This is a genomic window from Brevundimonas sp. SL161 (genome assembly GCF_049896985.1).
GTDB lineage: Bacteria > Pseudomonadota > Alphaproteobacteria > Caulobacterales > Caulobacteraceae > Brevundimonas.
Window position 1 is genome coordinate 157,197 of record NZ_JAFCVJ010000003.1, and the last position, 24,414, is coordinate 181,610.

At 67.7% G+C, this 24,414-nt stretch carries 21 protein-coding genes; 13 read left to right on the forward strand and 8 right to left on the reverse strand.

The genetic code is table 11. The features are described from left to right. Position 1: 1 nt before the first annotated feature. Entirely contained in the window at positions 2–697 is a 696-nt protein-coding gene (locus ACP7AU_RS04500; RefSeq protein WP_426050643.1) for an iron-containing redox enzyme family protein, read from the reverse strand. Next, positions 697–1,839, reverse strand: coding sequence for a beta-ketoacyl-ACP synthase III (locus ACP7AU_RS04505; RefSeq protein WP_426036626.1), 1,143 nt, complete (start codon positions 1,837–1,839; stop codon positions 697–699). The genes ACP7AU_RS04500 and ACP7AU_RS04505 overlap by 1 nt, the downstream gene beginning before the upstream one ends. 106 nt (positions 1,840–1,945) lie before the next feature. Here ACP7AU_RS04505 and ACP7AU_RS04510 point away from each other — a divergent pair, with 106 nt between their 5' ends. Continuing rightward, a complete protein-coding gene (locus tag ACP7AU_RS04510) occupies positions 1,946–2,326 on the forward strand; it encodes a VOC family protein (RefSeq protein WP_426050644.1) in 381 nt (126 codons plus the stop codon). Positions 2,327–2,458: 132 nt separating this feature from the next. Here ACP7AU_RS04510 and ACP7AU_RS04515 read toward each other — a convergent pair whose 3' ends face one another. Continuing rightward, on the reverse strand, positions 2,459–3,610 hold the full coding sequence (locus ACP7AU_RS04515; protein ID WP_426036630.1) for an acyltransferase family protein: 1,152 nt from the start codon (positions 3,608–3,610) through the stop codon (positions 2,459–2,461). Positions 3,611–3,702: 92 nt separating this feature from the next. Between ACP7AU_RS04515 and ACP7AU_RS04520 the strand changes: the two genes are divergently transcribed. From ACP7AU_RS04520 to ACP7AU_RS04550, 7 genes are all read left to right on the forward strand, one after another. Further along, positions 3,703–5,511, forward strand: coding sequence for a hypothetical protein (locus ACP7AU_RS04520; protein WP_426050645.1), 1,809 nt, complete (start codon positions 3,703–3,705; stop codon positions 5,509–5,511). A gap of 247 nt (positions 5,512–5,758) precedes the next feature. Next, positions 5,759–6,022: a flagellar biosynthesis protein FliQ gene (gene fliQ, locus ACP7AU_RS04525; protein ID WP_425987983.1), complete on the forward strand. Its 264-nt coding sequence runs from the start codon at positions 5,759–5,761 to the stop codon at positions 6,020–6,022. Between the two features lie 9 nt (positions 6,023–6,031). Next, complete coding sequence (gene fliR / locus ACP7AU_RS04530; protein WP_426036634.1) at positions 6,032–6,805, forward strand: flagellar biosynthetic protein FliR; 774 nt, start codon at positions 6,032–6,034, stop codon at positions 6,803–6,805. Then, the gene (flhB, locus tag ACP7AU_RS04535) at positions 6,798–7,868 is read left to right on the forward strand and encodes a flagellar biosynthesis protein FlhB (RefSeq protein ID WP_426036636.1); all 1,071 of its coding nucleotides are present in this window, start codon (positions 6,798–6,800) and stop codon (positions 7,866–7,868) included. The genes fliR and flhB overlap by 8 nt, the downstream gene beginning before the upstream one ends. Positions 7,869–7,910: 42 nt before the next feature. Further along, positions 7,911–9,974 carry a cell cycle histidine kinase CckA gene (cckA, locus tag ACP7AU_RS04540; protein ID WP_426036638.1) on the forward strand — a complete coding sequence of 688 codons (2,064 nt, stop codon included), beginning with the start codon at positions 7,911–7,913 and terminating at the stop codon, positions 9,972–9,974. 231 nt (positions 9,975–10,205) lie between these two features. Further along, positions 10,206–12,035: a M61 family metallopeptidase gene (locus tag ACP7AU_RS04545; RefSeq protein WP_426050646.1), complete on the forward strand. Its 1,830-nt coding sequence runs from the start codon at positions 10,206–10,208 to the stop codon at positions 12,033–12,035. Between the two features lie 257 nt (positions 12,036–12,292). Further along, a complete protein-coding gene (locus ACP7AU_RS04550; protein ID WP_426036642.1) occupies positions 12,293–14,074 on the forward strand; it encodes a DUF885 domain-containing protein in 1,782 nt (593 codons plus the stop codon). On the opposite strand, the gene ACP7AU_RS04555 is transcribed toward ACP7AU_RS04550, so the two are convergent. Beyond that, positions 14,061–14,981 carry a LysR substrate-binding domain-containing protein gene (locus ACP7AU_RS04555; protein WP_426050647.1) on the reverse strand — a complete coding sequence of 307 codons (921 nt, stop codon included), beginning with the start codon at positions 14,979–14,981 and terminating at the stop codon, positions 14,061–14,063. The two genes, ACP7AU_RS04550 and ACP7AU_RS04555, sit on opposite strands and share 14 nt — an antisense overlap. 351 nt (positions 14,982–15,332) lie before the next feature. Here ACP7AU_RS04555 and ACP7AU_RS04560 point away from each other — a divergent pair, with 351 nt between their 5' ends. Further along, positions 15,333–17,162, forward strand: coding sequence for a DUF885 domain-containing protein (locus ACP7AU_RS04560; protein ID WP_426050648.1), 1,830 nt, complete (start codon positions 15,333–15,335; stop codon positions 17,160–17,162). Positions 17,163–17,186: 24 nt separating this feature from the next. Beyond that, positions 17,187–18,986, forward strand: coding sequence for a DUF885 domain-containing protein (locus tag ACP7AU_RS04565; protein ID WP_426036648.1), 1,800 nt, complete (start codon positions 17,187–17,189; stop codon positions 18,984–18,986). 235 nt (positions 18,987–19,221) lie between these two features. Here ACP7AU_RS04565 and ACP7AU_RS04570 read toward each other — a convergent pair whose 3' ends face one another. The 4 genes from ACP7AU_RS04570 to ACP7AU_RS04585 are packed head-to-tail and all read right to left on the reverse strand — an operon-like array spanning position 19,222 to position 21,602. Continuing rightward, positions 19,222–20,133, reverse strand: coding sequence for an NAD(P)/FAD-dependent oxidoreductase (locus ACP7AU_RS04570; RefSeq protein WP_426036650.1), 912 nt, complete (start codon positions 20,131–20,133; stop codon positions 19,222–19,224). Beyond that, positions 20,130–21,230 (reverse strand): DUF1176 domain-containing protein, encoded by a 1,101-nt coding sequence (locus ACP7AU_RS04575; protein ID WP_426050649.1) that lies wholly within the window; start codon positions 21,228–21,230, stop codon positions 20,130–20,132. Before ACP7AU_RS04575 ends, ACP7AU_RS04570 begins: the two co-directional genes overlap by 4 nt. Positions 21,231–21,260: 30 nt before the next feature. Beyond that, the gene (locus ACP7AU_RS04580) at positions 21,261–21,467 is read right to left on the reverse strand and encodes a DUF2945 domain-containing protein (protein ID WP_426036908.1); all 207 of its coding nucleotides are present in this window, start codon (positions 21,465–21,467) and stop codon (positions 21,261–21,263) included. Beyond that, a complete protein-coding gene (locus tag ACP7AU_RS04585) occupies positions 21,468–21,602 on the reverse strand; it encodes a hypothetical protein (RefSeq protein ID WP_426036654.1) in 135 nt (44 codons plus the stop codon). Between the two features lie 192 nt (positions 21,603–21,794). On the opposite strand from ACP7AU_RS04585, the gene ACP7AU_RS04590 reads away from it, so the two are divergent. From ACP7AU_RS04590 to ACP7AU_RS04600, 3 genes are all read left to right on the forward strand, one after another. Further along, positions 21,795–23,015, forward strand: coding sequence for an NADP-dependent isocitrate dehydrogenase (locus tag ACP7AU_RS04590; RefSeq protein ID WP_426036656.1), 1,221 nt, complete (start codon positions 21,795–21,797; stop codon positions 23,013–23,015). 116 nt (positions 23,016–23,131) lie between these two features. Beyond that, positions 23,132–23,728 carry a DUF2939 domain-containing protein gene (locus ACP7AU_RS04595; RefSeq protein ID WP_426036658.1) on the forward strand — a complete coding sequence of 199 codons (597 nt, stop codon included), beginning with the start codon at positions 23,132–23,134 and terminating at the stop codon, positions 23,726–23,728. Beyond that, on the forward strand, positions 23,725–24,315 hold the full coding sequence (locus ACP7AU_RS04600; protein ID WP_426050650.1) for a DUF2939 domain-containing protein: 591 nt from the start codon (positions 23,725–23,727) through the stop codon (positions 24,313–24,315). Before ACP7AU_RS04595 ends, ACP7AU_RS04600 begins: the two co-directional genes overlap by 4 nt. Positions 24,316–24,414: the final 99 nt, after the last annotated feature.

Consider the following 24,414-nt stretch of genomic DNA (forward strand, 5'->3'; position numbering starts at 1 on the left):
CTCACGCTGCGATCTCCTCGATCTGCAGCGCATAGAGGCGAGCGGTCACCTTGGCCGTCATGACGATTCGCTCGGCCACGGCGTCGTCGGGCAGGACCATGCGCAGCATCTCCTCGAACTCGCGCATATGCTCCGCGTCGTTCTCGCCGTGATAGAGCAGGAAGCGCACCGCCTCGTCGGGCAGGCTGAGCCTTTCCTTGACCAGCCGGCCCCAGGGCGCGGCCTTGATCGAGCCCAGTCCCTCGATGATGAACATGGCCCCCAGCAGACCGAACGGATCGGGCTTCGACGCCTCATGGAACATCCAGGCCGAGATGGCCTCGGAGCCGACGTTCTTGGGCGCCGAGCGGATCTCCTCGACCTCGCCGCCCGAACAGACGAAGTCGGCCTCCAGCAGGCGGAAGTCGCGATGTTCGGTCACCGCATGGCGCATGAGGGTCGAGCGCAGTTCGAGGTGGCTCTCGCCGACGTTCGACGCCGCGCGCGACATCCACAGCGCGCCGTCCTTCACCTGCTGGCGCAGGTTGATCAGGAACAGCCGGTAGTCGGTCAGTTCGAACCGTCCGCGCGTCAGCTTGCGGATCAGGGGCGTCGCCTCCAGCCGCTGTTCGAAATCGGCGAAGACCACCGCCAGCTTCCGAAGGGTGTCCGCGACCTGGTCGTCCCCCCGTTGCTCAATGCGCGCTCCGTCCGCCATCACACCACCTCGCACATCATGAAACCGACCATGGCTCGTCCGCTCTCGGGCACGATCAGCAGGACCTTCTCGCCTCGCTTCGCCCGTCCCGACCGCATGAAGGCATCCAGCATGACCCAGATCGAGGCCGCGCCGATGTTGCCCACGGTCGGCAGGTTCGAAAACCACTTTTCCTCGGGAATCATGGCGGCAGTGCTCTTCAGGACCGAGACGATCTCCTCCCGCAGCGACCGGGCCGAATAGTGACACAGCAGGTGGTCGACCTCGTCCGGCACGATCCGCCCCTGATCGACCTTCTTCAGCCAGACCCCGATCCAGGCGCGGATGACGATCTTCAGCAGTTCGAAATCCTGTACCAGGGCGATCGACCCCGACGCATGGGCCGCGACCGGCCCCGCATGGCTCCAGGCCGACTTCATGTCCGCGCGGTCGGCGAAGGTGGAGCCGGCCCACATGCAGGGATCGAACCGCCCGGCCAGGGAGGTCAGGTCGATCCAGTCGACCTTCAGCGACAGGCCGTCCGGTCTGGGTTTCCGCTCCATCACCACCGCGCCCGCGCCGTCTGACAGGGTAAACCTGAGGAAGTCCGCCTCGACCGGCACCCTGCCCTTGGCGTCCAGCAGCGATGTGCCCTCATAGAACTCCGGCCGGAACCAGCGCGACGAGAACTCCCCCGCCGCCGCCGCCGCGACCTCGGCTTCTCCGGCCCGGATCTGCAGCCACGCCCCTTTGGCCGCCATCAGGGCGGACGCGCAGACCGACTGATAGCTGGCGATCTCTATGGGGCCCGCCCCCAGTTCCGCATGCACCGCGCTGGCGTGACCGGGCACGATATAGTCGCCCTGGGTCGTGGCCGTGGCGAGGTGGCCCAGCTGGCCGATCGACAACCCCGCATCCTCCAGCGCCGCCTTCGTCGCCTCCGCCGTCATCGAGGCGTTTGAATGCAGCGGGCGCCCCTCTGGCGTCAGGGCATAGTGGCGCGTCTCGACCCCGTTCCAGCGCAGGGCCCGCCGACCGACGGCGGAACTGCGCCCGCCGATGCGGCCGATGAAGTCCTCCATCGCCTCGACGCCGACAGGGTCGCCGGGCAGGAACGCGCCGGTTCCCGTGATGTAGACGTCGCGAAGCAGACCCGGAGACATGGCTCCCAATGCGCACGATTGCGCGTCCGCCCGCAAGCCGACGATCCCTGACGGAACGCAGGTCGGGGTCCGGACGCTGTTCTATAAACCGCCAAGGGAGACGAACATGCTGAAGGACAAGGACTCCGCCGCCATCGTCGGCGTGAAGGATCTGGACCGCGCCAAGGCCTTCTACGGCGAGACGCTCGGCCTGAAACTCGAGCCGAAATCCGGCGACGACGTCGCCATGTACAAGACCGGCGGGACGGTGATCTGCGTCTACGTCTCTGAGTTTGCCGGGACCAACAAGGCCAACGCCGTCGTCTGGGGCGTCGGCGACGAGATCGAGAGCATCGTCGCTGCACTGGCCGGCAAGGGCGTGACCTTCGAGCATTATGACATGGAGGGCGCGACCTACGAGAACGGCGTCCACCAAATGGGCGACTTCCGAATGGTCTGGTTCAAGGATCCGGACGGCAACATTCTGCACCTGAACTCGGGCGACTAAATCCTCCCCCGATGGGGGAGGGGGACCGCGAATCGGTGGAGGGGGCCAATGGCTCACGCCGGCGTTCGCGGATGCCCCCATCCCTCTCTGCGCTGCGCTTCGAGCCGCCTCCCCCGATGGGGAGGATTGCGGCTACCCCTCGATCGAGACCACCGCGCCCTGTTCGACCGGCCGGCGCGAGGTCCGACCGCGCGCTAGCCGGCGCTTGATCCAGGTCTGCATCGGGTCGTCGATCAAGGCGTGGAAGGCGAAGGCGAAGCCGACGGCGGCCAGGACGCCTGCACCCCAGATGGCCCACTGAGCGTCAGTGGACAGGGCGTACTTGGCGATCAGGACATTGGCGACGCCGAACCAGGCGATCCGCACCACCTCATTGGTGATGAACATCGAGAAGGAGACGACGCTGGCCCGCTCGATCAGCTTCGAGGGTCGCAGCACCGGGATCGCGCCTGCCGCCAGGATGATCAGGGAGATGAAGGTCAACGAGATCAAGGCGTTCTTGCCGTCGAACTGCACGATCGCCAGCCCCACCGCCGCCGCGACACCGATGATCCGGGCCATGCGCGGCGCCACGAACACCTTCTCCGAAAACACCGCCAGCCCCATGCCGAGAATGAACAGCGGCAGGGCCCGCAGGAAGCCGAACTTCAGGGGCATCTGATAGACGGGATAGCCGAGGAAGGCGTGGCAGGCTTCGTTGGCGACGAGATACAGCAGGATGACGCCCGCCAGCGCGCCCCACGGCCCGACGCTCTTCAGCGTCCGCAGGACATAGGGGAACAGGACATAGCAGCCGACGAGGGCCGAGATCGACCAGCTCGGTGCGTTCCAGCCCAGGCCGCCGTGAATGCCGAACGCCTGGGTCAGGGTCAGCTGTGCCGGCAACTGGTCCCAGGCGAACCATTCCGGATTGCGCGGCGACATGCCGAACGCGGCGCTCAGCAACACCAGCGCCACCAGCGCCAGACCCATCATCAGATGCGCCGGATAGACGCGCAGGAACCGCTTGATGAAGAAGTCGCCCGGCGACATCGCGCCGCGTCCGACGGCGCCGCCATAGACGCGCATCAGCACATAGCCGCTGTCGATCAGGAAGAAGTTGGTCAGCAGAAAGCCGCCGCGCTCGAACACCGGATGCAGGCTTTCCGCCAGCGGAACCGGGCCCGCCGCCTGGAAGTGATGCAGGATGATCATCGAGGCCACAATGAAACGCAGGGCGTCGAGCCACCCGCCGCGCGCGATGGGCGGTGTCTCGTTTCGGGTCGAATTCGCGGTCCATGCCATGGGAAATCTCTCTTCCGAGGCGAAATCCGCAAGGATCGGGCCGCTTTGCCCTCAGCGAACATCGGTCTAGTCTGGCGCCTTCAGGGGGCTGGATGACCGACGAAGATCCGCGCGAGGGACGCATCCGGCTGGGCCGGCGTCGCGACAAGGCGACCGAGAGCCTCGACGCCATCGAGATGGCCGAGAACGTCATGGAGGCCACGGAAGAGGCCATGGGACCGCCCGACCCTGCCGTGCTTCTGGTCGAGGAACAGCGCCGCCTGATCAAGGCCCAGGTCTCAAACGAGCGGATGGGATTCGTCCTGCGCGTGATGACCGCCCTGGTCGGAGTCGTCTTCGTCGCGGGCCTGGCCATGATGGTCTGGACCGCCGCCAACTCGCGCGCGGTGGTCGTGGATCCGTTCGACAGCCCCTATGGCCTCACCCGCAGGGGGCACACGGGCCAGGTCATCGCCCGCGGCGTCGCCGACGTGGTCACGACCATCGGCACGGACGCTCGAAATTCCGCCGAGAACCGCGCCGTGGCCCTGAACTGGACCCGCGACGTCGCAGTCGTCGTGCCTTCGACCGGAGTCTCGCTCGGCGAGATCGACAAGCTGCTGCGCGGCTGGTTCGGCAAGGAGACCCACATCGGCGGCGCCGTGACTGTCAGCCAGGACGGCGAGGTCTCCCTGACCATCCGCGCCGACGGCGTGCGCGGCCGCACCTTCACCGGCCCGGAAGCGGAGATGCCGCGCCTGATCACCGAGGCGGCGGAATACATCTACGGCCGGTTCGAGCCCCAGCTGTTCGCCAGCTACCTGCTCGAGACCCGGCGCTACGAGGATGCCGAGCGGTTCATCCCCGTCGCCTATGCGGCCCATCCGACGTCCCGGGCCGCGCTGGCCTATGACTGGGGCATCCTGCTGGCGACCCTCGGCCGCCCGGCGGAAGCGGCCGACAAGCTCCGGCTCTCGCTCAACATCGAGCCTGGCGACCCGGATGTCTGGGAGATGCTCGTCACCACCCTGTTCGACGCGGAGGGCGAGGAAGCCGCCGCCCGCGCGGCGCGCCAGATGGCGGCGCGATCCACCCCCGACGGCGAGCCGATGTTGAGCGCCAATGGCCTTTTGCTGACCCAGGACTGGACCGGCGCCATCGAGCGCGCCGAGGCCGACATCGACAGGACCGGCGGGGAGGGCGCCCTGGGCGGTCAGGAAATCAGCCTCGCCGATTCCGAAGGCCGCCGTCATGACTACGCCGGCGCATTCCGCCATCTCGCCGGCGCGGCTCCCGACGCTCCCCTGACCCTCGCGGCCCGGCGCATGATCGAGACCTACCGCGCTCTCGGCTCAGGCGACCGCGCCGGGGCTCTCACCGCCGCCGAGGCGCTGGATGCGATCTGGCAGTCCGATGAGGATGTCGCCTTCACCTTCTATGAGGCGCCCTGTTTTCTTGGTCTCGCCGAGGGGCTGTCCGGACGGTATGCCCAGGCCGAGGCCGCCTTCGTGCGCGGCGACCGCTACATGTCCTGCGCCGCCTTCCGCGCCGATGTGCTGGAGGCGCGCGGCCTGCACGCCGAGGCTGACCGCCAGTATGGCGTCGCCATCCGCCTCGCTCCGTCATTGCCGTTCGCCTATCAGCGCCGCGCCCTGACCCTGCTGGCGCGCGGCGACGCGGCCCGCGCCGTCACCCGCTTCCGCGACGCCCACCAGCGCGGCCCGCGTTGGGCTGATCCGCTCAAGGGCTGGGGCGATGCCTTGGCCGCCCAGGGCCGCTGGGCCGAGGCCGCCGCGAAATACGTCGAGGCGGAACCCTTCGCTCCCGAATGGCGGGAGCTGCATCTGGCTCACGCTGTGGCGCTGGACCGGCTGGGGCGACGGCAGGACGCCGAAGCGCAGCGCGAGAAGGCGGCGACCTAGAACCAGGCCTTGAGCCCGACGACCTCGCCGGTGTCGTCGGCCTCGGGCGTCGACATGTTCGTCGCTGTCTCAGACCGCGGGGCTTCATTCGACGCCGGGATCGCCGTCGTTCGACAGGACGGCGGCGGCGCCCACGGCTGGCGCGGGCGGGAATATACCCGTCTAAGACAGGGGTTCCGTCGTCACGCTAACCCCCCGTTAACCACGCTCCCGGCATTTTCTGCCCAGTAGTTACCAGGGTTGGACAATGAGCGGCGCGGAAGTTCTGGATGTGGGCCGCGACGCCCTGTGGCTGACGATCCAGCTGTGCGCGCCCGTGCTCCTCGTCGGTCTGGTCGTGGGCGTCGGCATCGGTCTGTTCCAGGCCCTGACCCAGATCCAGGAACAGACCCTGGTCTACGCCCCCAAGATCATCGCCATCTTTATCTCCCTGCTGCTGTTCCTGCCGCTGATGGGCGGCCTTCTCGGCGCCTTCATGCGGACCATCGCGGCGCGCATCTCGGGCATGTAGCGGGGCTGAATGGAGCCCTACGCCACCGCCGATCAGGTCTGGGCCGGCGGGCTGATCTTCGCCCGCATCGGCGCGATCATCCTGACCCTGCCGGGCATCGGCGAGACCTACGTCCCGCCGCGCATCCGCCTGTCCCTGGCCCTCGTCATCTCGCTTTGCCTGTGGCCTGTCATCGGCGGGTCCCTTCCGGCCCTGCCCGACAGCCTCGGCGCCACGGTCGGTTGGGTCATCCGCGAGGTGATCACCGGCCTGATGATCGGCTCCATCCTGCGGATCTTCACCAGCGCCCTGTCGACCGCCGGCGAGATCGTCTCGCTGCAAACCACGCTCAGCTTCGCCCAGACCGCCAACCCGCTCATGGGCGGCCAGAACACCACCATCGCCGCCTTCCTGATGCTGTTCGGCACGGTCCTGGTCTTCGCCACCAACACCCATCACCTGTTCATCGCCGGGCTGGTGGGGTCCTACGAGTTGATCGCCCCGGCGCGTCCCCTGATCGCCGCCGACTTCGTCGAACTGGCCATCCGCACGGTGGGCGACAGCTTCATTCTGGGCGTCCAGTTGTCGGCGCCGGTGATCGTCTTCGCCCTCATCTTCAACCTCGCTGCGGGCCTGATCGGGCGGGTGATGCCGGCGTTCCAGATCTTCTTCGCCGCCGCCCCGCTCAGCATCATTCTGGGCCTGTCGATCTTCGCCCTGTCGCTCGGCGCGCTGGGAACGGTCTTCATCGACCGCTACCGCAACCTGGCCAACCTGTTCGTCTCGGGAGGGGTCGGTGGCTGACGACAAGGATCCCGACTCGAAGACAGAAGAGGCGACACCCCAGAAACTCGAGGAAGCGCGAAAAAAGGGCGACGTCGCGAAATCCGCCGACGTCGCCCCGGCCCTCAGCCTCCTCGGCGCCACCGCCGTCATCGTCATGGGCGGCGGCTATTTCGCCACCTCGATCGGCGAGGCCTTCATGCCTTTCATTGCCTCGCCCCACCTGTTGATCGGCGGGCTGGAGGCGGGCGCGGGCGTCGAGATCGGCATGAACGCCGTCTGGGCCGTGGCGCCCTTCCTCGGTGCGGTCATGCTGGCCACCATCATCGGCGGGGTGGGCGGCAACGTCTTCCAGTCCGGCTTCCTGTTCTCGGCCGAGAAGATGAAGCCCAAATGGGAAAAGATCAGCCCGATGGGGGGGCTCAAACGCATCTTCGGCCCCGATGGCCTGATGCAGTTCGCCCAGACCTTCGCCAAGCTGGTCGCCGTGTCGGTCATCTGCTGGATGGTCCTGAAGCCGCACATGCGCGAGTTCGAGAACATGGCGGCGATGTCGCCCGCCGCGATCCTGCCGCTCACACGCGACCTCATGATCGCTCTGATGGCCTCGACCCTGGTCTTCCTGGTTCTCGGCGCCGGCGCGGACTTCATCTGGCAGCGGATGCGGTTCGCCAAGCGTCAGCGCATGACCAAGGAAGAGGTCAAGGAAGAGTACAAGAACACCGAGGGCGACCCCCACGTGAAGGCCAAGCTGAGGCAGATCCGCATGCAGCGCAGCCGCCAGCGGATGATGCAGAACGTCCCGAAAGCCACGGTCATCGTCACCAACCCGACCCACTATTCGGTGGCCCTGCGCTATGAGGCCGGCGACGCCGCCCCCGTCTGCGTCGCCAAGGGCGTCGACGCCCTGGCCCTGCGCATCCGCGAGGTTGCGCGCGAGCACGACGTCCCGATCGTCGAGAACGTGCCCCTGGCCCGCGCCCTCTACGCCGCCGTCGATATCGACGAGACCATCCCGCGCGAACATTTCGAGGCGGCGGCCAGGATCATCGGCTTCGTCATGCAGAAGCGGAAGCGGCGATAGCGCTGTATGATCAGCCCACTGATTCGCGGGGGCTGACTTGCCATGACCGTTTCCAACGCGCCGTCGGCGCCGAAGTTCGACATCACCGTGATCCTGATGGCGGTCGGTTTCGCCGTGGCCATCGCGGCCCTGGCCTGGCCCGCCTTCCAGGCTGGGCCCCTGACGACGCCGCACATGATCCTGCTGGTCACGGTGGCCGCGGTCGCCCTGATGGGCCTGTTCGCCTTCAACCGGATCGATGTCCACAGCCGCAGCGACCGGCCCGCCGGCGACGTGGCGGTGGAGATGCTGGACGCCATGGCCGAGCCCGCCGCCCTGGTCTGGGCCTCCGGCGCCGTGCTGGCCTATAACGGCGCCTGGGCCTCCCAGAATGGCGCGACTGTCAATCTGCCCAAGGGCAAGTCGGCCCAGGCCCTCTATATGGCCTTCGCCCAGGCCCGCAAAGGCGAGCAGGGTCGCGCCATCGTCCTGATCGGCGACCGGGAGATCGAGGTCCTGATCGGCCAGGCCGGGGAGGGGCGTTTCCTGGTCCGTGAGGCGCCCGAGGCGACGCTCAGCAACACCCCGACCGCCGTCCCCGCGCCCGCCTATGCCGCCTCGAACGGAGACGCGCGCGCCATGGCCGCCGGCGCTCCGTTCGGCTCGGCTGTCATCGCGGGGGACGACATCTTCGCCGGCCGCGCGGAGGAGCCCAATCCGGCGCTGGCGACCCTGACCGGCCCCGCCTCGGCCCGTGACGCCGCCTTCGGCCATCTGTTCGATCCCGCCGGAGTGACCGAGGCCCGCGCCCGCATCGCCGCCGGATCGACCGGCCCGATCGAGCTGGTCGCTCGCGCCCATCCCGACAGGATGCTGCACCTCTATGTCGCCCCGGAAGGCGACAAGCGGCGCGTCTGGCTGTTCGACGTTTCGGCCCAGAAGTCGATGGAGCTGCAGCTGTCTCAGGCCCAGAAGATGCAGGCCGTGGGTCAGCTGGCCGGCGGCGTGGCCCACGACTTCAACAATCTGCTGACCGCGATCCAGCTCCAGCTGTCCGAGCTGCTTGAACGCCACCCGGTCGGCGATCCGTCCTATGATGGCCTGAACCAGATCCGTCAGACCGGCATCCGCGCCGCCGACCTGGTGCGCAAGCTGCTGGCCTTCTCGCGCAAGTCCACCGTGCGTCGCGAGCGGCTCGATCTCGGCGAGCTGGTCGGGGAGTTTGCGGTCCTGCTGCGCCGCCTGCTGCGGGAGGACGTGCGGCTGGAGACGGACTATGGGCGCGACCTGCCGGTGGTCATGGCCGACAAGTCCCAGCTGGAGACGGCGGTCATGAACCTTGCCGTCAACGCCCGCGACGCCATGCGCGGCGTGGTCGAGCCCGGCGCAGGCGTCGTCACCATCAAGACCCTGCGTCTGACCCAGGCGGATGCGCGGACTCTCGGCTGGCTTGAGGCACCCGACGGCGAGAGCGCCCTGATCGAGGTCTCTGACACCGGCCCCGGCGTCCCGCCCGAACTGCTGGACAAGATCTTCGAACCCTTCTTCACCACCAAGGCGGTCAATGAGGGGACCGGCATGGGCCTGGCCACCGTCTACGGCATCGTCCAGCAGGCCGGAGGCCATATCGGTGTGACCAATCTGGAGGGGGCGGGGGCGGCCTTCCGCATCTTCCTGCCCGCCGCCTCGGAACAGGAGCTGATCGAGGTCGGCCCGGTCGTGGCCAAGGTCAAGAGCGCCCCCCGCGACCTGTCGGGCAACGGCCGCATCCTGTTCGTTGAAGACGAAGCCGCAGTGCGCGGCATCGCCGCCCGCCTGCTGCGCCAGCGCGGCTACGAGGTCATCGAGGCGGCCGACGGCGAGGAAGCCCTGTTGCTCGCCGAGGAGTGGGCCGGCCAGATCGATATGATGATCTCGGACGTGATCATGCCGGGCCTTGATGGACCGAGCCTGCTGAAAAAGGCCCGCCAGTACCTCGGCGACGCCCCGGTCATGTTCATCTCCGGCTATGCCGAGAGCGACTTCTCCGACCTGCTGCAGGACGAGGCTGGCGTCTCCTTCCTGCCCAAGCCGCTGGACATCAAGACGCTCGCCGAACGGGTAAAACAGGAACTGCGTCCGGGCTGACGCGATACTTCTGTCCCTCCCCTTCGGGGAAGGGTGGTCGGAGCGCAGCGGAGACCGGGTGGGGGCGGCAAGGCGAAACTCCATTGTCCTGTGTCCGCATCACCGGCCGTTCCCACCCCGTCGATGCAAGCGCATCGACGACCCTCCCCCGAGGGGGAGGGAGAATGAGCCACCCCTTGCCTCCCGGCCCCGCTTGCGCCCCTATGTGCCCGTCCCAGTTCCGGAGTTCCCATGTCCGTTCGTCGCCTGCTGACCGCGTCCGCCTGCTTCGCCGCCCTGACCTTCGGGGCCGGCATCTCACAGGCCCAGGATTACGACGTCAGCTTCGACAACGCCGTTCACCACGAGGCGCGGATCACCGTCACCTATCGCGAGGTCGGTTCGGCCCCGGTGCGGTTCCAGATGTCGCGCTCCTCGCCCGGCCGGTATGCGATCCACGAGTTCGCCAAGAACATCTATTCCGTTTCCGCGGTCGACGGGCGCGGGCGTCCGCTGACCATCGATCGGACCGATCCCTACGGCTGGACCGTTCCGGGCCATGACGGCACGGTCAGCCTTTTCTACACCCTGTTCGCCGATCGCTCGGACGGCACCTATTCCCAGATCGACGCGAGCCACGCCCACCTGAACATGCCCGCGACCCTCGCCTGGGCGACAGGCTTCGACGACCGGCCGGTTACCGTGCGCTTCAAGCCGTTCTCGCCCGACTGGATCGTCGCGACCCAGCTCCAGCCGCAGGCAGAGCCCAACACCTTCGCCGCCCCGAACCTGCAGTATCTGATGGACAGTCCGACCGAGCTCAGCGCTCACATGGTGCGCGAGTGGACGGTCGATGACGCGGGCGTTCCCCGCACCATCCGCATCGCCATGCACCATGCCGGCACGGACGCGGAGATGGACACCTTCACCGAGCGCGCCCGCCGAATCGTGGACCAGCAGATCGCCGTCTTCGGCGACGTGCCCGACTACGATTTCGGGACCTATACCTTCATCGCCGACTACCTGCCCTGGGTGAACGGCGACGGGATGGAGCATCGCAACTCCACCATCATCAACGACACCCGTTCCCTGAAGGACGCAAACTTCGACCAGCTGGGAACCCTCAGCCACGAGTTCTTCCACTCCTGGAATGTGGAGCGCATCCGCCCCGACGAACTGGAACCGTTCGACTTCACCCGCGCCAATCCGACCCCGTCCCTGTGGTTCGCCGAAGGCTTCACCAGCTACTACGGCCCTCTGACGATCCGCCGGGCGGGCGTGGCCAATACCGACGCCTTCCTCGGTGAGATGGGCGGCCAGCTGGACTTCGTTCAGAACGCGGCCGGCCGTCGCTTCGGTTCGCCCCAGGAGATGAGCTTGCGAGCGCCGTTCGTCGATGCGGCCACGTCCATCGACCCGACCAATCCGAACATCTTCGTCTCCTACTATCCGTATGGCGCGGTCATCGGCTTCGGTCTGGATCTGACCTTGCGCCAGCGGTTCCCCGGCGTGACGCTGGACGACCTGATGCGCGCGATGTGGCGCACCCACGGCGTGCCCGAGCGGCCCTATGCGCCCGCCGACATCGAGGCTGCTCTGGCCGAGGTCACCGGCGATCCCGCCTTCGCCCGGGACTGGTTCGCCCGCACGATCGAGGGCAGCGACCTGCCCGACTTCGGCCCGCTGCTGGCCCAGGCGGGCGTCCTGATCCAGCCCGTCCGTCCGACCGCCGCCTGGGCGGGAGCGGTCCGCCTTCCGGCAACGGGCGCTCCCGTCATCGCGGCCGCCCTCGCGCCCGGCACGCCGCTCTACGCCGCCGGCCTGGATCGTGGCGACCAGATCGTCGCGGTGGGCGACAAGGCCATCGCCGGCCAGACGGACTGGACCGCCGCGCTCGCCGCCGCGAAGCCCGGCGACGAGGTCTCGATCCGCTTCCTCCAGCGCGGGGTGGAGCGATCCGCCATGTTGCGCTTCGCCCCCGATCCGTCGTTCACCCTGGTACGCGTCGAGGCTGGCGGCGGGCTTGTTACGCCCGCACAACTGGCCTTCCGCGAAGCCTGGCTCGGCGTCGCGATGGAATGACGGTCAAGGACTTTATTCCGGCCCCGCCCTTGCGCCGAATGGGACCGACAGCCATCTGAAGGCGACTCATCTTTGAAACGTCCCAGGGTTTTCCGTCGGTCCGTTTCGACCGAAAATTTCGGATAATCCCGCCGCCGGCCCCTTCGGGCTCAGGCGAATCTTTGATTTTACTAAAACGGCTCGTCAGTTCGTCCGTTTCGTCACCCTGTTTTTGGTCCGGATAAAGCCGCCGGACCCGCGTTCTGGAAGGTTCTACTATGCTCGATCGTCGTAGCCTCATGCTCTCCGCCGCCGGCGCCGGCCTCATCGCCGCCCTGCCGGTCGCGGCCTTCGCCCAGTCGCAACAGGACGCCGCGCTCGACGCCCTGCTGACCGAGTGGTTCTACGACAACGTCGAGCGCAGCCCGACCTTCGCAACCAGCCTGGGCATCGACAAGGACGACCGCGCCCACCTGGCGGGCCGCCTCGGCGATCTCAGTCTTGAGGCCGAGCGCGAGGACAAGGCGCGCGACCTCGCCCGCTGGGAACGCCTGAAGGGCTGGTCGACCGACGGCCTGTCCGACAGCATGAAGGTCACTCTGGCCGTCTCGCAGTTCCAGGCCGAGACCGCCGCCCTGCGGGCCGACCTGCCCTTCGCCGGATCGCCCTATATCGTCGCCCAGAACGGCGGCGCCTATTTCAGCGTCCCCGACTTCATGACCAACCAGCACCGGCTGGAGACCCCGGCCGACGCCGAGGCCTTCCTGTCGCGGCTCAAGGCCTTCGCGGTCCAGCTGGATCAGGAGAACGCCAGGCTTGAGGCGGACGCCGGGGCGGGCATCACCCTGCCGGCCGTGATCATGGACAAGACCCTGACCCAGCTGAAGACGCTGCGCGATACGCCCGCCGCCGAGATGGCCATGGTCCAGGCCCTGGTCCGCAAGGCCGGCGAGAAGTCGCTGGCCGGAGACTGGGGCGCCCGCGCTGGCGTCATCGTCGACGCGGAGATAAAGCCGGCTCTCGGCCGTCAGATCGCGGTGTTCGAGGCCCAGCGCCCGACCGCCTCGAACGATGTCGGTGTCTGGCGCCTGCCGCAGGGCGAGACCCTCTACAATCTCGGGCTTCGCGGCTACACGACCACCACCTACACCGGCTCGGAAATCCACGAGATCGGCCTGCAGCAGGTCGCCTCGATCCAGGCCGAGATCGACACCATCCTCAAGAGCCTCGGCATGACCGAGGGCACGGTCGGCGAACGCGTCAATGCGCTCGGCCAGGACCCTCAGCACCTGTGGCCCAACACCGACGAGGGCAAGGTCGCCCTGATCGCCTCGCTGAACGACATGGTCGCGGCCATCACGCCGCGCCTGCCTGAGGTCTTTTCGACCCTGCCCCAGGCGCCGGTCGAGATCCGTCGCGTGCCGGTGTCGATCCAGATCGGGGCGCCGGGCGGCTACTACCAGGCGGCGTCGCTGGATGGCTCGCGACCGGGCGCCTATTACATCAACCTGCGCGACACGGCGAACCGGCCGAAATGGTCGCTGCCGACCCTGACCCATCACGAGGCGGTGCCGGGTCATCACTTCCAGATTTCGGTTGCGCGCGAGGCCGGGACCCTGCCGATCTATCGTCGGGCCAGCGGCTTCTCGGCCTACAATGAGGGTTGGGCCCTGTACTCGGAGCGCGTCGCTGCCGATGACCTCAACATGTACGAGGGCAACCCGCTGGGCCGGATCGGCTACCTCCAGGCCTACCTCTTCCGCGCCGTCCGCCTGGTCGTCGATACCGGCCTGCACGACAAGCGCTGGAGCCGCGGACAGGCCATCGCCTATATGATCGCCGAGGCCGCGACCCCGGCCAACTCGGCCCAGTCCGAGGTCGATCGCTACATCGTCTGGCCGGGTCAGGCCTGCTCCTACAAGCTGGGCCAGACCGTGATCGAGGGCCTGCGTCAGGAGGCCCAGGCGAAGCCCGGCTTCGACATCAAGGCCTTCCACGACCGGATGCTCCTCAACGGCTCGGTGCCGCTGGCGGTGCTTCAGGGCATCATGCGGGCGTAAGCGCGATCTCGGCGGCGATGTCGGGATCGGCCGCCGCCTCGGCCAGCAGCCAGTCGCGGAAGCGGGCGATCTTGGGCGACCGCCTGCGGTCCTGCGGCCAGGCGATGAAATAGCCTTTCGACAGTCTCACCGTCTGGCGGAACGGCCGGACCAGCAGCCCCGCCTTGATCTCCCGGGCGAACAGGATGGGCGACCCCAGGGCGACCCCCTGACCGCCCATGGCCGCCGCGACCTCCAGGCCCTGGATATCGGCCCGCAGCCGGGACGCTGGCGTCGCCGCCGTCGTGACCCCGGCGCAGGCGAACCAGGCCGCCCACTCCTTCTCATCCCCGACCCGTGGCGCATCGCCCAGGTCGGCCGGATTCTCCAGCGCCAGCCGCTCGCACAGGGCGGGACGGCAAAGGGGGGTGAAGACACTGGGCATCAGCATGGCGCACTCGACGCCGGGCCAGTCGCCGTCCCCGGACCTCAGGGCGATGTCCATGTTTTCGCGCGCCAGGTCGATGATCGTTGGACTGGTGTCCAGCCGCACCGCCAGCCCCGGATTGGCGACCTGGAACGCCCCCAGCCGGGGCGCCAGCCACTGGGTCGCCAGGGTCGTCAGGGTGGTGATCGAGAGCACCCCCTGATTCGCCTCGGTCACTTCGGCGAAGGCCCGCCGCAGCAAGGTCAAAGCCTCGGTCGCGGCCCGCGCCAGCCGCTCACCGGGCTCGGTCGGCTGCACCTCCCTTGGCAGGCGCCGGAACAGGCTGAAACCCAGCCGCGTCTCGAGCGCCTTGATCTGCCAGCTGACCGCTGCCTGGGTCATGCCCAGTTCCTCCGCCGCGCGGGTGAAGCTCGTCAGACGCGCAGCCGCCTCGAACACGCGGATCGACGACAGGGGGAGGCCGGCAAGCGGATCAGGCATAAGGGCACCTAGGGCTAACCTGTCATACTACTGGTTTGCGAACGGGTGTTGTCAAGCCGATACGTCCAATATCGAAGGCAATCGGAACGGGAGACCGCCATGGAAGAGATCCATCATAAACATAAGGGCACCGCGTGGGGCTGGTTGGCTGTGGTCGTCGCCGTCCTCTACGGATTTCCCCGGCGCCGTACGCGGACGCCGGCGGCGCGACGCCGTTCGACGGACGTAGTGACGCCCTGGAGCCACCATTTGCCCAGCGGCTGGTCCGCCTGACGGATTTGTAACGACAGAGCGCTTGTCCAGGCGGCGCGGTTGGTGACCAATGCGGGTCGTTGTTTTCGGGAGCCCGCCATGATCGACCGCCGCCGCCTGATGTTCACCGCCGCCGCCGGAGCCAGCCTGATGGCGGCCGGTCAGGTCATCGCCCGGCCCCAGGCCGGAACGGCATCGGCGGCCTTCATGGCGGTCATGAATTCGATCGTTCAGGAGACGCTGATGACGTCTCCGGAGCTGCTGACCTCGCTCGGCTTCGACAAGGGACCCAACGCGGCGAAGAAGGCTCTGCTCGACGACCGGTCCCAGGCCAAGATCGACGCCGACAAGGCGACGTTCCGCCGCCAGATGACCGATCTGAAGGCCGTCGACCGCGCCGCCCTGAGCACCGATGAGAAGGTCTGGTACGACTCGCTCGAGTATTTCGGCGACACGGCCATGATCGGCTACGACTTCCCCTACGGCGGCGGCGGGTTCGGCCCGTCTCCCTACAGCGTCAGTCAACTGACCGGCTCCTATCAGGGCATTCCCGATTTCCTCGACAGCCAGCATTCGATCGAGACGTCCGAGGACGCCGAGGCCTACCTCAGCCGCGTCTCGGCCTTCGCCACGGCCCTGGATCAGGAGACGGCGCGAATCGAGGCCGAGTTCGAGGCCGGGGCGGTCCCGCCCGACTTCATCATCGCCCGCACCCTGAGCCAGATGGAGTCGCTTATGTCGCCTGGCGCGGCGGGGACGACCCTGGTCCAGTCGGTGGTCCGCCGGACGGGTGAGAAGTCGATCTCCGGCGACTGGGGCTCACGCGCCGAGACCATCGTTAACGACGCCGTCTTCCCGGCTCTGGCGCGTCAGGCGGATGCGCTGCGAGCGCGTCAGGCCGGGGCGACCCATGACGCCGGCGTCCGGCGGCTGCCAAGCGGCGAGGACTTCTACCGCTATGGCATTCAGAGCTATACGACGACCAATCTGTCAGGCGACGAAATCCACGAGATCGGGCTGGCTCAACTGGCCGAGCTGTCGGCGAGCGCCGACGAGCTGCTGAAGGCTCAGGGTCTGACCCAGGGATCTGTGGGCGCGCGGATCAAGGCGCTGGGCGAAGACCCGGCCCAGCTCTATGCCAATACCGACGAGGCCAAGGAACAGCTTCTGGCCGACCTGAACGCCCAGGTGATCGAGGTCCGCCGGCGGATGCCCGATTATTTTGGCCGACTGCCGCAGGCCGTCGTCGAGATCCGGCGCGTCCCCAAGGCGATCGAGGCCGGGGCGCCGGGCGCCTACTACAACTCGCCAGCGCTCGATGGGTCACGGCCCGGCATCTACTATATAAACCTGCGCGACACGGCGGAGTGGCCGAAGCTGCAGCTGCCGACCCTGACTTATCACGAGGCAGTGCCGGGCCATCACCACCAGATCAGCCTGGCGCAGGAGAAGGCAAATACGCCGCTGCTGATGAAGGTGCTGGGCTTTTCGGCCTATTCGGAGGGCTGGGGTCTGTACGCCGAACAGCTGGCCGACGAGATCGGCATGTACGAGAATAATCCGACCGGGAAGATCGGATACCTGCAGTCGCTGATGTTCCGGGCCACGCGTCTGGTGGTCGACAGCGGCATGCATGCCAAGCGCTGGAGCCGCGAACAGGCGATCCGCTTCATGGTCGATGCGCTGGGCGACGCCGAGAGCGCGGTGACGACGGAGATCGAACGCTACTGCGTCTGGCCGGGCCAGGCCTGCTCCTACAAGCTGGGCCACACCAAATGGGTCGAGCTGCGCGAGACGGCAAAGGCGACGCTGGGCGACAAGTTCGATATCAAGGCCTTCCACGACACGGGCATGAATACCGGGGGGGTTCCCTTGACGGTGCTCGAGCGGGTCATCACCGAATGGACGGCGGCCCAAGCGGCCACCTGACCCTCGAAACTCAAGGATACCGACATGATCGACCGTCGCCGCCTGCTCGGCTCCGCCGCCGCCGCTGCGGGGCTCGCCGCCCTGCCGACCCTGGCCTTCGCTCGTCCTGCGGATGAGGACGCCCGCCTGGACGCGATCCTGTCCCGCCAGTTCGAGGCCGACCTGAACGACGCCCCGCAACAGGCGACATCGCTGGGTTTGGATGTCGGCGCGCGTGCCGGCCAGCGCGCCCGCCTGAACGATCGCTCCCTCGCCCATGCCGAGGCCGGCCGGTCCGTGGCGCGGGCGCAGCTGGCCGAACTCCAGACCATCGATCCGGCCGCCCTCTCGAACGCAGGGCGACTGAGCTACGACATCCTGGGCTTCCAGAAGGAGGTCGCCGCGGCCGCGGCAGACTTCCCGTGGCACACGGCCAGCGGCTGGCGGCGCACCCCCTACGCGGTCAGCCAGATCAACGGCGCCTATATCGACGTGCCGAGCTTCCTCGACACGACCCATCCGGTGAAAACCCGCGAGGACGCCGACGCCTTCATCGAGCGGCTGAACGCCTTTGCAGGCGCGCTGGACGGCGACACCGAACGCAGCGTCGCCCACGCCGGGATGGGGGTGGTCGCGCCCGACTTCATCCTCGACACAACGATCCGACAGTTGACGGCGCTGCGGGACCAGCCGGGCGCAGACCAGGCCATGGTCAGCAGCCTGGCCCGCAAGATGTCGGAGGCCGGGATCGAAGGTGACCACGTCGAGCGGGCGACGACCCTGCTGGACGGACCGGTGCGCGTCGCGCTGGAACGCCAGATCGAGGCCCTGAAGATCCAGCGCGAGAGCGCCGTCCACGACGCGGGCATCGGACGGCTGGAGCGTGGCGACGCCTACTACGCCCTGAACCTGAAGGCCTTTACCACCACGACCGCGACCGCCGCCGAGATCCACCAGCTGGGCCTGGACCAGGTCGCCGAGATTCAGGCCCAGGCCGACTTGCTGCTGAAGGGCGAGGGCTATTCCCAGGGGTCGGTCGCCGAGCGGATGGCGGCCCTGCGGACCGAGGCCCGGTTCGTGTGGCCTAATACCGACGCCGGTCGTGCGGACCTGCTGACTTACGTGAATGCCGAGATGGACCGCGTCCGCGCGCGCATGCCCGAGGTCTTTGCCCGGGTGCCGACCAGCGAGTTCCTGGTCAACCGGGTCCCGCCCGCGATCGAGGCCGGGGCGCCCGGCGGCTATGCCCAGGGCGGCAGCCTGGATGGGACGCGGCCGGGCATCTACTTCATCAACCTCAAGGACACGGCGGACTGGCCGCGCTGGACGCTGAAGACCCTGACCTATCATGAGGCGGCGCCGGGTCACCTGTTCGAGGGCGCGCTGGCGCTGCAGTCGTCGGACCTGCCGTTGTATCGCAAGACGGTGGGCTTCTCGGCCTATGGCGAGGGTTGGGGTCTGTATGCGGAGCGGCTGGCCGATGAGCTGGGCCTTTACGACGGCGATCCATTCGGCCGCATCGGCTATCTGGAGAGCTTCCTGTTCCGTGCCTGCCGTCTGGTGGTCGACACCGGCCTGCATTCCAGGGGCTGGAGCCGCGAACAGGCGATCCGCTACATGGCCGAGAACGTCGGCGATCCGAACGAGACGGAGATCGACCGCTATTGTTCAGCGCCGGGCCAGGCCTGTTCCTACAAGATGGGCGAGATCGCGATCACGGCCCTGCGGGAGGACATGAAGGGGCGACCGGGCTTCGACCTGAAGCGGTTCCACTCGGCCGTTCTGGACGGCGGCCGGATGCCGTTGACGGTCCTGGAGCGCCGGGTGAGGGCAGCCTTCGCCTGATCCTGTCCGGATCGTCCGGACCCAAAACAGGATGACGAAACGGACGAACGGGTTAGTCGGTTGAGAGAAATCAACACCTTGTTCGACCCGAAATGTCCGGTTCGACCGCAGTCCAGGCATTCGCCTCCGGTGCCGGATTTAACTGTCAAACATCCGGCCCGGACGTGGGAAGCAGGGTCATGCTGCGCAAGGGGAGGATAAGAATAAATGCTTCATCCCGCTTTTGGCAGAGAAACTAGACGGTCTGCCCATCCTGCTGACGCAGGGTGTTGTGGATGTCCGTTGCGGCGACGGCGGCCTCGGCGGTGGCGACGGCGATCTGGTTGAGGCCGCGCACGACGTCGCCAGCGGCGTAGAGGCCGGGGACGCTGGTCTTCTGATGCAGATCGACCTCGAGGCGGCCATCGTCGGCCAGTCGAGCGCCGAGCGCCTGGGCCAGCCCGGCGTTCGGCGACGTGCCCAGCGCCGAATAGACGAGGTCGAACGATCGGTCGGCGCCGCCCCAGCAGAAGGCGGTGACCCGGTCGCCTTCCAGCCGAACGGCTTCGATCGTCGTCTCGACCAGTTCGATGCCCAGACGCACCAGCGCCTCGCGCTCGGTCAGGTCGCCGGGCGGTCCGACGTGGATCAGGGTCACACGGTTCGAATAGGTGCGCAGAAAGGCCGCCTCGCTCGCGCCCTTGTCGCTGTGACCGAGAACCGCGACCGCCTTTTCGGTGGCTTCATAGCCGTCGCAGATCGGACAGATGCGGACGAGCGCCCGCTCGATGGCGCGCTCGACGCCCGGCAGATCCGGGTGATGATCGACGACGCCGGTCGCCAGCAACACAGCCCGCGCCCGGACCTCGCGGCCGTCTATCGACGCGGTGAACCCCGCGCCGTCGCGGACGAGGCCATGCACCCAGCCGGGCTCGATCCGCGCCCCATATTCCTCGGCCTGTTCGCGCATCCGGGCGAGGATGGCGTCGCCGCTGATCCCGGCGGGAAAGCCCGGCGTGTTGTGGCTGAGGGGGATCCAGCTCGCTCGGGGACAGCCTCCGTCCGCGACAAGGACCGAGCGCCGGAAGCGGGCGAGATAGTTGGCGGCCGTCAGCCCCCCAGGGCCGGCGCCGACGACGAGGACGTCGATGTCCGTGCGATCGGTCACTTGCTGACCCAGGTTGTCGGCCAGTACTCGCTGGGCACGCCCCAGCATTCGGACATCTCCGACGACGACTTGAGGACGAAGCCCTGGCCGGTCCAGGTCCAGCTGTCGGCCATGCCGCAGTCGCCGAGGCCTCGGCCCTTGTTGAAGGCGTCGATAACCCGCGTCGCCGGGTCATAGGCGGCATTGACCAACTGATCCTGAGCCTCCCCGGACGCGGTGGGAAAGTTGACCCGGCGCGGGTTCGCGCCCTGGGGCGTCGCCGTGAACCAGGCGCTGGAGAAGTTGTAGGCCCCGGCCCCGCAGGGCACGCTCCAGAGTACGGTGTTCGCGTCCAGCCGGGCGGAAGAGATCACCCTCTGCAGGTCGGGGTTGAAATCGGTGTCGGCTCGGCACTGGACCACGGCAGGCAGGGCCTCGATCGCGGCCGGCAGGGTCTGGCCCTCCTGGTCGCCGTATTCCGTCTGGGACACGGCCGGCGCCGGCGTGACGCGGGGGACGGGTGCCGCAGCGGGGACGGCGGAGGCGGGGCGCGACCCCTTGCGGATCAGGGCGGTGGTCGTATCCAGCCGCCCCTGATGTTCGTCGATCCACAAGAGGGAGGCGGCGGCGCCGCTCAGGGAGATCGGCACGGTCTCGGCGCCGGCATTCAGGGTCATGGTCTGGCCCCGAGCCATCTCATCGACCAGGGCGCGGGCCATCCCGGAACCGACCGTGGCGAGGGAGGGGGCGTCTTCGCCGGTCGCCGCCGTCAAGCCGTTGAAGGTGGTCGTGTCCACGCGCACCGTCACCGGCCCGCCGAACGTGCCGTTCTCGGGCCAGAAACCGACGGCGATCCGGGGCGTCGCCTCCGGTCCGGCGGTCATGGTGATCCGGACCCAGCCGGTTCCCTCGGTCGCATGGCCGAAGGCGTGGCAGGTCCGGATGTTGTCGCAGACGACCAGCCAGTCGCGGAAGGTGCGCTGGTTCGGGTTCTGGGCGTCAGCCTCGGCGCCGGCCGACGCGCCGCGCACGCCCGTGCCGGGACCAGCCATGGCGGACTGGCCATCGCCACAGGAGGCCAGCAAGGCGGCCACGGCCGTCAGTGCGATCATACGCATCGTTCTTCCCCCCAATGCGCAGACGCTGCCTCAGGCCTCGCGCAGTTCCGATGTCTTGTGCGCGGCGCGGGCGCCGGTCTTGCCGCTGTCGACCAGATAATCGGAGTTATCGGGGGAGGCCGCAACCGTGTGGGTCTTGATGGCTGCGGGACTGGTCAGCTTGTGGACGATCCTGCCGGCCGTGGTCCCCCGGCTGTGGCTTATTCTACCCGTTCGCCGGTCTGAAGGTCTTTTCAGTCATGGGTTCGGTGTCTCCTGCTTCGCTTCTACATCAGCAAGGACCGTCCGCATCAGTTCCGCGTCGACCAGGATCGGCACTTCACAAAAGGCGGTGATCCAGCGTTGAATCAGGCGTTCGGTCTCTGTGTCCACGTCGCGTATCCCTCTGGAGTAGGGCACGCCCTTCCACCGCGGAGAACCCTCCTGGCAGGATCGGGTTCAGCTTGACCGCAGGCGGCTTTTTTCAGGCAGGGTTAATCGCCGGCGTCTGCCCCTTTGCCTCGCGCGCCCGCGCTCGCTATACCGCCGCCACCTCCGGAAACTTGCAGAACAGGACGAAGCCGCATGGCCAAGATCAAGGTCGCCAATCCCATCGTGGACATCGACGGCGACGAGATGACCCGGATCATCTGGCAATGGATCAAGGACAAGCTGGTCTTCCCGTTCGTGGACGTCGAGCTGGACTACTACGACCTGGGCATGGAGCACCGCGACGCCACCGATGACCAGGTGACGATCGACGCTGCCTACGCCATCCAGAAGCACGGCGTCGGCGTGAAGTGCGCCACGATCACGCCTGACGAGGCGCGGGTCGCCGAGTTCGGTCTGAAGAAGATGTGGAAGTCTCCGAACGGGACCATCCGCAACATCCTGGGCGGCGTGGTCTTCCGTGAGCCTATCATCTGCCAGAACGTGCCCCGTCTGGTTCCGGGCTGGACCCAGCCCATCGTCGTCGGCCGTCACGCCTTTGGCGACCAGTACAAGGCCACCGACTTCCTGGTGCCCGGCCCCGGCAAGCTGACCATGAAGTGGGTCGGCGCCAATGGCGAAGAACTGAACTATGATGTCTTCGATTTCCCGTCCTCGGGTGTCGCCATGGGCATGTACAACCTTGACCACTCGATCCGTGATTTTGCCCACGCCTCGTTCAGCTACGGCCTGGCGCGCAACTATCCGGTCTATCTGTCGACCAAGAACACGATCCTGAAAGCCTATGACGGCCGTTTCAAGGACATCTTCCAGGAGATCTTCGACGCCGAATACGCCGACAGGTTCAAGGCCGCCGGCCTGACCTACGAGCACCGTCTGATCGACGACATGGTGGCCGCGGCCATCAAGTGGTCCGGCGGCTTCGTCTGGGCGTGCAAGAATTACGACGGCGACGTGCAGTCCGACATCGTCGCCCAGGGCTTCGGCTCGCTGGGCCTGATGACCTCGGTCTTGCTGACGCCGGACGGCAGGGTGATGGAGACCGAGGCCGCCCACGGCACCGTGACGCGCCACTATCGCCAGCACCAGAAGGGCGAGGCCACCTCGACCAACTCGATCGCCTCGATCTTCGCCTGGACGGCCGGCTTCAAGCACCGCGCCAAGCTGGACGACAATGCCGAGCTGGCCCAGTTCGCCGAGACCCTGGAGAAGGTCGTCGTCGACACCGTCGAGGCCGGCTTCATGACCAAGGACCTGGCCCTGCTGGTCGGCGATCAGCAGTCGTGGCTGACCACCGAGGGCTTCCTCGACAAGGTGGCCGAGAACCTGAAGAAGGCGCTGCCGTCGGTCGGCTAAGCGAACCCGGTTCGAATCTTTCGACCCCGCCGGAGCTTCTCCGGCGGGGTTTCGTTTGAGCGGTGAGCCTCGACGTGCATTGATGGCGTCTGCGTCGGAGGAGGGGAGACCACCGCGTGAAAAACGTATTCGGCAAACTGGTGCTGGTCGCTATGGCCCTGGCGGTGGTCAGCTTCTTCGCGGCCCCGGCCGTGGCGTTGTTCGGCATCCGTTCGGCGGCTCAGTCGGACGATGTTGCGGGGCTGCAGAGACTGGTCGATTTCGACGCGGTGCGCGCCTCGCTGCGGCCCCAGCTGTCGGGGCGGCCGGAGGCCCTGACGCCGCCGCCGTCCTTTATGAACGACCCCATCGGCGCCGTCCGCCGCCAGTTCGAGGAGGCCGCCGCGCCCCAGGGGCCGAACCCGGATGCCTATCTGACGCCGGACGCCATCGATGGCCTGACGCGCGCCGAAGGCCGCTACGCCGCCGTGCGCACGGCCCGGCCGGGCACGGATGACGCCTCGGCGCCCTGGCCGAGGCCGATCTACTGGGGGATCAACCGCGCCCGGATGGCGGTCACCGACGAGGGCGGGTCGGACACGGTCTTCACCTTCGAGCGCAAGGGGCCGTTCGAATGGAAGCTGGTCCACATCGGCCTGCCGGACGGCGCGACGCCGCAACCTGTCGCGGCAGTTGCCGCGCCTGTCACGCCCGCTCCGGAGACGACACGATGAAAGGCTTCATCAAGGGGGTTGTCGTCCTGGCGGTCGTCGCCTTCCTCGTCGCCTATCTGGCCTCGCCGACCCTGACGGTGAACGCCATCGTCGCGGCGGCCAAGGCAGGCGATGAGGCGGCGCTGGAGCGGATGGTCGATTTCCCGGCCTTCCGCGACAGCCTGAAGGACGAACTGACCGCTCGCTTGATGGCGGAGGCCCAGGCTGATCCTGACGTCCGCGACAGCGCCCTGGGCGGTCTGGGCATGATGCTGGCGCCCATGCTGGTCGGCGGGGCGGTGGACGCCCTGGTCAACGCCCCGACCATCGCCGCCATGGTGCGCACCGCCGAGACGCCCGATGCGATCGACGCCGCGACGGCGACGGCGACGACGCCTGAGCCAGAGAGCGAGGACAGGGACATACGCCAGAGCTACGCCTATCGCGACCGGAACACCTTCGTGCTGGGCCTGACCGATCCGGACCGGCCGGAAGAGAAGCTGAAGCTGCTGTTCAAGCGCCAGGGCCTGTTCGGCTGGAAGCTGGCGGGGATCGACCTGCCCAATCCTCCCCCGTCGGGGGAGGTGGCACGGAGCGCAGCGGAGTGACGGAGGGGGCTCGCCCCATACTCCGCGTCTGCGGCTAGCCCCCTCCACCGCTTCGCGGTCCCCTCGTTGGCTCGCATGCGAGCCCTCCTCGACCCCCGA